The 10,422-nt window shown below is 63.1% G+C and carries 11 protein-coding genes, 2 tRNA genes and 1 pseudogene; 8 read left to right on the forward strand and 6 right to left on the reverse strand.

All coding sequences use genetic code 11. The features are described 5' to 3' along the window. A partial coding sequence (locus X728_RS137405; RefSeq protein ID WP_245266235.1) for a hypothetical protein occupies nucleotides 1-433 on the reverse strand: 433 nt, incomplete at its 3' end. 47 nt (nucleotides 434-480) lie between these two features. Further along, the gene (gene bhcR / locus X728_RS137400) at nucleotides 481-1,299 is read right to left on the reverse strand and encodes an HTH-type transcriptional regulator BhcR (RefSeq protein WP_023825604.1); all 819 of its coding nucleotides are present in this window, start codon (nucleotides 1,297-1,299) and stop codon (nucleotides 481-483) included. A 204-nt stretch (nucleotides 1,300-1,503) separates the two neighbouring features. Between bhcR and gcl the strand changes: the two are divergent. The 3 genes and pseudogenes from gcl to X728_RS137390 all read left to right on the forward strand — a co-directional run bounded on the left by gcl (nucleotide 1,504) and on the right by X728_RS137390 (nucleotide 5,354). Continuing rightward, nucleotides 1,504-3,286: pseudogene (gene gcl / locus X728_RS01000000167445) on the forward strand (glyoxylate carboligase). Nucleotides 3,287-3,454: 168 nt separating this feature from the next. Beyond that, entirely contained in the window at nucleotides 3,455-4,252 is a 798-nt protein-coding gene (gene hyi / locus X728_RS137395; RefSeq protein WP_023715773.1) for a hydroxypyruvate isomerase, read from the forward strand. Nucleotides 4,253-4,466: 214 nt separating this feature from the next. Next, nucleotides 4,467-5,354, forward strand: a complete 888-nt coding sequence (locus X728_RS137390; protein ID WP_023715772.1) for a 2-hydroxy-3-oxopropionate reductase — start codon at nucleotides 4,467-4,469, stop codon at nucleotides 5,352-5,354. A gap of 43 nt (nucleotides 5,355-5,397) precedes the next feature. On the opposite strand, the gene rlmB is transcribed toward X728_RS137390, so the two are convergent. Beyond that, a complete protein-coding gene (gene rlmB, locus X728_RS137385; RefSeq protein WP_023833238.1) occupies nucleotides 5,398-6,249 on the reverse strand; it encodes a 23S rRNA (guanosine(2251)-2'-O)-methyltransferase RlmB in 852 nt (283 codons plus the stop codon). A 210-nt stretch (nucleotides 6,250-6,459) separates the two neighbouring features. Between rlmB and X728_RS137380 the strand changes: the two genes are divergently transcribed. Then, nucleotides 6,460-6,544 (forward strand) — tRNA-Tyr (locus X728_RS137380). A gap of 28 nt (nucleotides 6,545-6,572) precedes the next feature. Then, nucleotides 6,573-6,646 (forward strand) — tRNA-Gly (locus X728_RS137375). An 8-nt stretch (nucleotides 6,647-6,654) separates the two neighbouring features. Here X728_RS137375 and X728_RS137370 read toward each other — a convergent pair. Beyond that, entirely contained in the window at nucleotides 6,655-7,044 is a 390-nt protein-coding gene (locus tag X728_RS137370; RefSeq protein WP_023829540.1) for a VOC family protein, read from the reverse strand. Nucleotides 7,045-7,238: 194 nt separating this feature from the next. On the opposite strand from X728_RS137370, the gene X728_RS137365 reads away from it, so the two are divergent. After that, nucleotides 7,239-8,126: a helix-turn-helix transcriptional regulator gene (locus X728_RS137365; protein WP_023833240.1), complete on the forward strand. Its 888-nt coding sequence runs from the start codon at nucleotides 7,239-7,241 to the stop codon at nucleotides 8,124-8,126. Here the strand turns inward: X728_RS137365 and X728_RS137360 are convergent. After that, nucleotides 8,123-8,599 (reverse strand): YidB family protein, encoded by a 477-nt coding sequence (locus tag X728_RS137360; RefSeq protein WP_023833241.1) that lies wholly within the window; start codon nucleotides 8,597-8,599, stop codon nucleotides 8,123-8,125. The two genes, X728_RS137365 and X728_RS137360, sit on opposite strands and share 4 nt — an antisense overlap. A 130-nt stretch (nucleotides 8,600-8,729) precedes the next feature. Here X728_RS137360 and X728_RS137355 point away from each other — a divergent pair, with 130 nt between their 5' ends. Beyond that, on the forward strand, nucleotides 8,730-8,987 hold the full coding sequence (locus X728_RS137355) for a GlsB/YeaQ/YmgE family stress response membrane protein (RefSeq protein ID WP_023688411.1): 258 nt from the start codon (nucleotides 8,730-8,732) through the stop codon (nucleotides 8,985-8,987). 65 nt (nucleotides 8,988-9,052) lie between these two features. Here the strand turns inward: X728_RS137355 and X728_RS137350 are convergent, their stop codons facing one another. Continuing rightward, entirely contained in the window at nucleotides 9,053-9,940 is an 888-nt protein-coding gene (locus X728_RS137350) for a DMT family transporter (protein ID WP_023681464.1), read from the reverse strand. Nucleotides 9,941-10,252: 312 nt separating this feature from the next. Here X728_RS137350 and X728_RS1000000169865 point away from each other — a divergent pair. After that, on the forward strand, nucleotides 10,253-10,422 hold a 170-nt coding region (locus X728_RS1000000169865), incomplete at its 3' end, for a GTP-binding protein (RefSeq protein WP_245266236.1).

Consider the following 10,422-nt stretch of genomic DNA (forward strand, 5'->3'; position numbering starts at 1 on the left):
AAGCTCGCTCTGCGCCAAGCCGCATGACCAGCATCATGGCTGCCCCATTTTGCAGAACTTGACGCACACAACCGGAGATCGGTAATCCGGCTGCATGGCAGGTGCCGACAACACCACCGCTCGCATTCAGCGATTGATCGCCCATGGCGATGAGTTCGAAGCTGCTTCCTTCATCCGGATAGATCTTGGCGGCGAACGGTTGGTCTGTTGTATGACCACCGGACGATGACTTCGCGGCGACATGGCCGCAGACCACGATTTCCCGGCGGCCGTTGAGCGTCCGCTCGCCGGCGCGCATCGTCCCGAATTTGGCGGACGCAGGATCCTGCAAATGCTGGCGAATTCCGATCGTGATTGTCTCCTCCAAAGCGAGCGAGATCGGAATCTCGCTGACTTGCTGGGAGACAGGGGCGGGCTCGGGCGCCGTCGCCACGCATCCGCACAGTGAAGCGGCGAGCAAAAGCTGAAGCGTTCTCCGCATTATGATCGGAACCCGCCGATCATCCTCGTCACCTCAGCGGCGGCGTCGCGCACCAGCGGCCCGATCTCGTCCAGCCGCTCCATCGTCACCCGCACCGTCGGTCCGGAGACCGAGACACCGCCGATCGGCTCGCCGAACTCGTTGAAAATGGCGGCGGCCACGCAGCGCATGCCGGGATGCCGCTCCTCGTCGTCGACCGACCAGCCGCGGTGCTTGATGACAGCCAGGTCATGGGCCAGCGCCGAAATGTCGGACAGCGTCTTGTCGGTGAAGCGCTGCAGGCCCGACTTGCGCAGGATGGCGGCGACGCGTTCCGGCTCGAGCTGCGCCAGCACCGCCTTGCCGATGCCGGAGGCATGGAACGAGCTGCGCGTGCCCGGGCGGAAGAAGGCGCGGATTGCCTGATGCGTCTCGACCTGGCTGACGAAAACGACGCAATCGTCCTCGGCGACGCCGAGATTGGCTGTCTCGCCGGTCTTCTCCATCAATTCCTGCATGACCACGCGGGCGCGATCGACCAGCTTGCGGCGGCGCAGGAAGGCGGCACCCATGCGGTAGGTCTCGACGCCGATCGACCACAGCTGGTCCGATGTATCGAATTCGACCATGCCGTGGCTCTGCAGCGTCGTCAGCATGCGATAGGCGGTGGACGCCGCAAGCTCGCTGCGCGCCGAAATCTCGCTCAGCGACAGGCCGCTGCCTTCGGCGACGATGGCCAAGATGCGCAAGGCCCGGTCGAGCGACTGTACAGAACCGGCCTCGGACGGACCGTTGAAAGCGCGCGGCCGGCCGCGCTGGCGTTTTTCGCTGGTTTCCATGGCGGCATTGTCGCCGGTTTCGCCGAAATCGCAATGAAAAACTTTTTCATCAATTTTGATGGCCGGATTCATGGAAAACGAAAAAGCCAATGGGATCAGTGTATAGAAGGGGTTTTCTCGAAATGAAAAATTATTCTGAAAAAATTGAAAAATGAAAACGACACTGGCATTGTCAACCAACCAACAATCTTGAGGAGGCTGGACATGGCCAGGATGCGCGCTGTCGATGCAGCGGTTCTCGTTCTCGAAAAGGAAGGCATTTCCTGCGGCTTCGGCGTGCCGGGCGCGGCGATCAATCCGTTCTATTCGGCGCTGAAGGCGAGGGGCTCGATCCGCCACATCCTGGCGCGCCATGTCGAGGCGGCCTCGCATATGGCCGAGGGCTACACGAGAGCTAAATCAGGCAATATCGGGCTGTGCATCGGCACGTCGGGCCCGGCCGGCACCGACATGGTCACCGGGCTCTATTCGGCGGCGGCGGACTCCATCCCGATCCTGTGCATCACTGGTCAGGCGCCGCGGGCACGGCTCAACAAGGAGGATTTCCAGGCGGTCGATATCGCCGCCATAGCCGCACCCGTCGCCAAATGGGCGGTCACGGTCATGGAGCCCTATATCGTGCCGATGGCGCTGCAGAAGGCATTTCACCTGATGCGCTCGTCGCGACCGGGCCCGGTGCTCATCGACCTGCCGGTCGACGTGCAATTGGCCGAGATCGAATTCGATATCGATGCCTATGAACCGCTGGTCCCGTTCAAGCCGGCAATGTCGCGCGCCCAGGCCGAAAAGGCCTTGGCGATGCTCAATGCCGCGGAAAAGCCGCTGATCGTCGCCGGCGGCGGCATCATCAACGCCGATGCGTCGGATCTGTTGATCGAATTCGCCGAGATAACGGGCGTGCCGGTCATCCCGACGCTAATGGGCTGGGGCGCGATCCCCGACGACCACCGGCTGATGGCCGGCATGTGCGGGCTGCAGACCTCGCATCGCTACGGCAATGCGACGATGTTGGAAGCCGATTTCGTCTTTGGCATCGGCAATCGCTGGGCCAACCGCCACACCGGTTCGGTCGATGTCTACACCAAGGGCAAGAAATTCATCCATGTCGACATCGAACCGACCCAGATCGGCCGGGTGTTCGCGCCGGATCTCGGCGTCGTCTCGGACGCCGGTGCGGCACTGAAGATGCTGCTCGACGTCGCCACCGAATGGAAGACGGCAGGAAAGCTGCGCGACTGGTCGGGCTGGGCGAAGGAATGCCAGNACCCGCAAGAAGACGATGAAGCGCAAGACGCATTTCGAGCAGGTGCCGCTGAAGCCGCAGCGCGTCTATGAGGAGATGAACAAGGCGTTCGGCCGTGACACCACCTACGTCACCACGATCGGCCTCTCGCAGATCGCCGGGGCGCAGTTCCTGCATGTCTACAAGCCGCGCAACTGGATCAATTGCGGCCAGGCCGGCCCGCTCGGCTGGACGCTGCCGGCAGCGCTTGGCGTGCGCGCCGCCGATCCGGATCGCTCCATCGTGGCGCTGTCGGGCGACTACGACTTCCAGTTCATGATCGAGGAACTGGCGGCCGGCGCACAGCACAAACTGCCGTATATCCATGTCGTCGTGAACAATGCCTATCTCGGCCTGATCCGCCAGGCGCAGCGCGGTTTTGCGATGGATTTCGAGGTGAGCCTGGCCTTCGAGAACGTCAACCGCGCCAACGATCCGGAGGCCGGCTACGGCGTCGATCATGTCGCGGTCGCAGAAGCGATGGGCTGCAAGGCGGTCCGGGTGCGCAAACCGGAAGAGTTCGCCGGCGCGTTCAAGGAAGCGCAGCGGCTGATGAAGGAATACCAGGTGCCGGTGGTGCTCGAATTCATCCTCGAGCGCGTCACCAACATTTCCATGGGCACGGAAATCGACAAGATCACCGAATTCGAGGACCTTGCCGAAAGCCATGAGGATGCGCCAACGGCGATTGTGTTGCTCGATTAGGCGCGCCGATATTCAGGTGAGACAGGCCTGCAAACGGCGCCTTCCTGCGCGTCCGGTGCTCACGTACAGAAAGTACGTTCCGCTCCGGTTTTCGAAAGTCACCGTTTTCGACTCTGCCCGACCTGAATCTCAACACGCCTAGGGCCAAGCAGAAGAAGGAGAAAAAGAATGCCGCGTTTTTCAGCCAATCTGTCGATGCTCTTTGGCGAGCATGAGTTCCTCGATCGCTTCGATGCCGCAGCCCGCGCCGGCTTCAAGGGCGTCGAATATATCGGCCCCTATGATCATACGCCTGACGTGGTCGCGGCCCGGCTGAAGAAGAACGGCCTGACACAGGTGCTGTTCAACCTCCCGGCCGGCGACTGGGGCAACGGCGAGCGCGGCATCGCGGTTTTGCCCGACCGCGCGCCGGAATTCCGGCAAGGCATCGCCAAGGCGATCAGCTATGCCCATGCGCTCGGCTGCGAGCAGGTCAATTGCCTCGCCGGCATCGCGCCGCAGGGCGTGGATCGTTCGGTGCTGGAAAATACTTTAGCCGAGAACCTCGCGTTTGCAGCCGAGAAACTGGAGCAGGCCGGCATCCGGCTTTTGATCGAGCCGATCAACACGCGCGACATACCGGGTTTTTTCCTGAACTATTCGGAGCAGGCGCTGGCGCTGATCGAGCGCGTCGGTTCGAAGAACCTGTTCCTGCAATACGACATCTATCACATGCAGATCATGGAGGGGGATCTCGCCCGTACCATCGAGGCCAACCTCGGCCGCATCGCGCATATCCAGCTTGCGGACAATCCCGGCCGTCACGAGCCGGGGACGGGCGAGATCAATTATCCCTTCCTCTACGAGCATATCGACAGGATCGGCTATTCCGGCTGGGTCGGAGCGGAATACAAACCGAAGGCGGGGACGGAGGCTGGGCTGGGGTGGTTTCGGGAGCTTAACGGGCAGGGGAGTGCCGCGGCTTAGCTGTTACGATTGAAGTCGCGTTCCTTCGCGCCCCCCTCTGGCCTGCCGGCCATCTCCCCCACAGGTGGGGAGATCGGACGTCATCCCGGCTTTCGCTCCCCAACATTGCAGGGTGAGCGAGGCGCCGAAACTGCCAATCTCCCCACAAGTGGGGGAGATGGCCGGCAGGCCAGAGGGGGCGCGAAGGAACTCAGCCTCAACAAAGGAGAAAACAATGGAAACCATCGGCTTCATCGGCCTTGGCATCATGGGCGCGCCGATGGCGGGGCATCTCCTGGATGCCGGCTACGCCGTCATTGCCAGCGACCACCGCTCGAAGCCGCCGGCCGATCTCGTCGCCAAGGGCTTGAGAAGCATCACCGGCCACGCGGCAGTGGCGAAGGCCGCGGATATCATCATCACCATGGTTCCCGACACCCCGCAGGTAGCCGAGGTGCTGTTCGGCGAGAACGGTGTCGCTTCCGGCCTGAGCAAGGGCAAGCTGGTCATCGACATGAGCTCGATCTCGCCGATCGAGACCAAGGTTTTCGCCAAGAAAATCAACGATCTCGGCTGCGACTATCTTGACGCGCCGGTGTCGGGCGGCGAGGTCGGCGCAAAGGCGGCGTCCCTGACCATCATGGTCGGCGGCGAGGACAAGGCGTTCGAGCGCGCCAAGCCCGTGTTCGAAAAGATGGGCAAGAACGTCACGCTTGTCGGCCCGAACGGCGTCGGCCAGACCACCAAGGTTGCCAACCAGATCGTCGTGGCCCTGACCATCGAGGCGGTCGCCGAGGCGCTGGTCTTTGCCGCAAAAGCCGGCGCCGACCCCGCCAAGGTCCGGCAGGCGCTGATGGGCGGGCTGGCGGCATCGCGCATCCTCGAGGTGCATGGCGAGCGCATGATAAAGCGCACCTTCGCGCCGGGCTTCCGCATCGAACTGCACCAGAAGGATCTCAGCCTGGCGCTGGAAGGCGCCAAGGCGCTCGGCGTCTCATTGCCCAACACCTCGACGACGCAGCAGCTGTTCAACTCGTGCGCGGCGAATGGCGGGGCGAAAGAGGATCATTCGGCGCTGGTGCGGGCGCTGGAGCGGATGGCGGGGCATGAAGTGGGTGAATAGTGAACGGTGACGGTAAGAACGCTTTCCATTCAGCATTCACTATTCACTTTCCAAGGAACTTCCGTGCCGCATAAAGGCTCACCGCCGCGGCGTTCGACACGTTGAGCGAGCGGATGGCGCCGGGCATGTCGAGGCGGGCGAGTGTCGTCACCGTCTCGCGCGTCTTCTGGCGCAGGCCCTTGCCTTCGGCGCCGAGCACCAGGGCTATCTTTTCGCCTGAAAAACTCGTTTCGAGTTCGGCCGGCCCGTCCGAATCGAGGCCGATGGTCTGGAAGCCGGCTTCGTGCAGCTGTTCCAGCGCGTCGGCGAGGTTCTTCACCTCGACCTGGTCGATATGTTCCAGCGCGCCGGAGGCGGATTTGGCCAGCACGCCGGATTCCTGCGGGCTGTGGCGGGCCGTGGTGATCAGCGCACCGGCGCCGAAGGCGACCGCCGAGCGCAGGATGGCGCCGACATTGTGCGGGTCGGTGACCTGGTCGAGCACCAGCACCAGTTTGGTATCGCCGAGCGCGTCAAGGCGCTTGGGCTTCGGCGGCTCGGCCTCGATCAGCACGCCCTGGTGGACGGCGTCCGAACCGGTGATCTTGTCGATGTCCTTCGGCTCGACCAGTTCGGCCTTGAACGGCAAAGCGGCGAGGTCGGCGATCGCCAGCCGCTCGGCGGCATTGCGCGTCACCAACATCTTTCTGATCCGCCGGCGCGGATTGTCGAGCGCGGCGCGCACCGTGTGCAGGCCATAAAGCCGCACCAGCCCGTCGGCGGCGTTCTCGCCCGGCGGCACCGGCTGGCGCGGCCGGAAGGCAGGCGCGCCGCCGGCCTTCTCGTCGCGATGGGCGCGACGCAGCTTGGCGTAGTGGGTGTCTTTGGCGGTCTTGGGCGTGTTGTCATTGCTCATGGCCGGCTTCTATAGCCGCGTCGCCGGGCCATGGATACAGGCAGAAAGCCGGCTTGCCGGGCAGGCTGTCAAATTCAGCGCATTTTGCCTTGCGGTGCGGTTGACACCCACTGGCCTTGCCGCCATAAGGCGCTTCGCTGATTTCGGACAAAACCCTGGTTTCGACCTGATCGGCGAGAATGCCTCGTTGCAAGGCTTCGACGGCAGGCTGGAGAGGTGCCCGAGTGGTTAAAGGGGACGGACTGTAAATCCGTTAGCTTAGCTTACGTTGGTTCGAATCCAACCCTCTCCACCACTGCCAGCCCGCGAACCTTGAGGACGATGCGGGTATAGCTCAGTGGTAGAGCAGCAGCCTTCCAAGCTGAATATGCGGGTTCGATTCCCGCTACCCGCTCCAAACACTCATCAGATCTCTGCGAATATCTCGACAACGTTGCCATCCGGATCGCGGAAGAACACTGTCCTGTGGCCCCATTCCTGGTCGGTGAGCGGCAGGACCGGCTGCACGCCCTTGGCCTGAAGCGCCTCGGCGCAGGCAGCGACCATCTCCGGCGCCACCCGGAATGCCAGCTGCAGCGACAGCGCATCCCGCTGCTGCGGCGTGTCGTTGAACATCATGCCGAGGCTGGTCAAGGCCAGCGTGTTCAGGCCGACTCGGTATTCGATCCAGCGTTCGCTAAGCTCGCGCTTCAGCTCAAATTCCATCACATCCCCGTAGAAGTGCCGCATGGCGGACATGTCGCGGGCGAAGATGACGGTGTAGTCGATCTGACGGATTTCATTGAGCGCGTTCATTGGTGGTGTCCTTTGGGTTGCGTTGTGGGCCTCGATGGCCCACGCCTTTCCGGACACGACGCAAGTGACGGCGAGCGGAAACAGCCAGCGTCGGGTGAGGTGCATGGGCGATCCTTTCAGGCGATCGCCCGCAATCTAGCTTGCCTTTAAAGGGGTACAAGACTACCGCTTATACTGGTATTGACGGTGACAGAATGACGTATGACGGCCCACGGCGCGACGAGCTTGCCCGCTTCCTGCGCGAGCGGCGGGACCGCTTGCCGCGGATCGATGGCGCCAATGGCCGCCGCCGGGCACCGGGCCTCAGGCGCGAAGAGGTCGCCGCCGAGGCGGGGATCAGCACCACCTGGTACACCTGGCTCGAGCAGGGACGGGAGGTGAACGCGTCGCCGCAGGTGCTTCGCTCGCTAGCGCGGGTGCTGAAGCTGAGCCGGTCCGAGCAGGCCTATCTGTTCCAATTGGCGCGGCCCGATCTCGACTGGCGAAACCGGCTCGGCGAGCAAGGCCTGCCCAGCGCGCCGTTGCTCAGCCTGCTCGACGGGCTGGCGCCGCACCCGGCATATGTCGTCAATCCCTATTGGCAGGTCGTCGCCTGGAACCACCCCGCGGCGGTGCTGCTCGGGGATTTCGAGACGGATGATGAGTGGTCCGGCAGCCTGCTCGCCCGGCTGTTTCTCGACCTGGAATGGCGGCAGCGCTTTGTCGACTGGCCGGAGGTTTCGCGCTCGGCGGTCGCGCAGTTCCGGCTTGCCACTGTTGCCATGACTCGCGATCCGGTGCTGGCCGCCCTGGTTTCGTCACTGGAAGCGGCAAGCGAAGCGTTCGCCACGTGCTGGAACAGCCACGACATCGCCGAGCCACCGATCTGGCGGAAATCCATCCGGCACCCTCTCGTCGGCGCAATGGCATTCGATTTCGCCACGCTGCAGCCGGGCGGCCGCGACAGTGATTTCTCGGTTTCCCTCTACACGCCGGTCGATGCGTCGACTGCCAGGCGGTTCGCGGCGCTGGTCGAAGCAACGCCCGACAGCCGCAAGGCGGTGCCGGGCGTGTTTGCGCGTGATGCAGGCGCAGAAGTCTAGCTGTTGAAGGCGGACGCGACCTGGTGTTGCTGCGGCACCTGTCCGTTCGGCGTCAGTCTGTCGACAATGCCTGGCAGGGCTGTGGACAATTGCTTGAGCAACTCCTGCTCGTCCAGTCCGGTCCTTTGCGCGATCTCTCGAATGACCTGCGGGCCGATCGCCTTGCCCAGATCATTGGCGTTGATCGGCTGGTTCTGTCCGGTGCCGACCCAGGAGTCAGCGACATTGCCTTGGCCGGCAGTCTTGAGCTTGTCGAGCAGTCCGCCCAGTCCGCCAAGCAGGCCGCCATCCCCTGAGGCCGTGGTGCCGGTGGGGGCTGGCGTTTGAGGTGGGGCGGGCTCGCCCGTCTCTCCGTCACTCGTCTGTTCGGCGCTTCTGCCGCTCAGCATCTTTCCGACCAGCAGCGCGCCGAGCGCGATCATCAGCGGTTTGGTGATGTTGCCGCCGGGTACGGCGTTGTCAAAGAGTCCCATAGGTCAATCCTCCATAACGGCCAAGCCCGTCCCGCCGGCTACAATGGACCATGCGGGCGGAATTTCAAGTTGGCTTGAGCTTTTGACAATCATGTGACCATGATCGGCGGGCGGGGAATGGAGAGGAAAAATGGGCATTATCAGTTGGATCATCCTCGGCGTCATCGCCGGCTTTATCGGCAGCAAAATCGTCAACAAGACCGGCCAGGGCTTGATCATGGATATCGTGCTCGGCATTGTCGGCGCCATCGTCGGAGGGCTGATCTTCAGCGCCTTTGGCGCCACGGGTGTGACCGGCCTCAACATCTGGAGCCTGATCGTCGCCATCATCGGCGCGGTGGTCGTGCTGTGGGCCTATCACCAGTTCTCCGGCAAGCGAACGCTTTAGGCACCAGTCTGCCGACTGGCTGACCGCAGGACGGCCAAACCTGCTTCGACGCGTTGACTTGAAGGTCAGGCGACGACGGTCAGCCTGCGCTTGCGTTCATCAAGCGAGACGATGGTCAGCCCGCTCGCGACCACCAGCAGGATGCCGCAGACCGCCAGGGCATTCGGGAACTGGCCGAACACCAGAACGCCTGAGATGACCGCCCAGACGGTGAAGCAGTAGTAGAACGGCGCCACCACGCCGGTCGGACCGACGCGATAGGCCATGAAGATGAAGAAATGGCCGAAGATCAGGAAGAATCCGGCGCCGGCCATGAGCAGCAGGTGCCGGGCTTCCGGCATGACCCAGCGCTCGGAAACGAGATGCGCGGCGCCCGCGCCGATCAGCACCACCACAACGGCGGAAATGGCGACGATCATGCCCGGCACCTCGGCCGCGACCCGCCTGCCCGCAAGATCGCGCGCCGCCGCCAATGCCGCGTTGCCGAGCGCCAGCAACGCATAGACCGAGATGCCCTGCATGGTCGGCTGGGCCACCATAAGCGCACCGATGAAGCCGAGCCCGATCAGCGCCATGCGCACGCCGCCGATCCGTTCGCCGAACAGGATGGAGGAGCCGACCAGCATCAAAAGCGGGGTGATCTGCCCGAGCGCGGTCGAATCGGCGATCTGCATGTTGGCCAGCGCCACGACGTAGCAAAGGATGGCCGCCAGCTCGAGCAGGTTGCGGCGCAGCACGCGTTTGTCGAAGATCAATGGAATCTGCCTGCCATAGCCCAGCAGGAACAGCAGCGGCATGCCCCATAGCGTGGCCGCGACCCCGCGCAGGAACAGCACTTCATAGGACGGCAAGCCCGCGGTCGCGAGTTTCATCATCGTGTCGTTGACGAGGTACGACCCCGTCGAAACGATCATGAACAGCGGGCCGCGTATGGAGGTCGGTATGAATTGCATGGGGCAACCAAATCAGACCGCCGCCGTAGCGGCAATGGGCCAGGCGCCGGCTGCACATCCGGCAGGCAAAGGCCAGGACATGGGCGGGACAGGACATGGGCGGGAATAGCAAACAGGTGCTGGAGCCCGCAGCCCCCATTTCATTTCCGCTCGCGCGTTCCTATATCAGCGCCACATCCCGCAATCGGATCATCGGTTGAGACCGAGTGGACAGCGCACCCGGCCACAAGGCACTTGTGTTTTTCGGCCGTAGTCGCTAATCGCCCCGCATTCGACTGAACTGAAGGTCAAGGCCGTCCAAGGAAAGAGACTATGGCAAAAGGTAAATTCGAGCGTAACAAGCCTCATGTGAACATTGGCACGATTGGCCACGTCGATCATGGCAAGACGTCGCTGACGGCGGCGATCACGAAGTATTTTGGCGAATACAAGCGCTACGACCAGATCGATGCGGCGCCCGAAGAGAAGGCCCGCGGCATCAC

Origin of the sequence: Mesorhizobium sp. L103C119B0 (assembly GCF_000502235.1) — a bacterium.
Classification (GTDB): Bacteria; Pseudomonadota; Alphaproteobacteria; order Rhizobiales; family Rhizobiaceae; genus Mesorhizobium.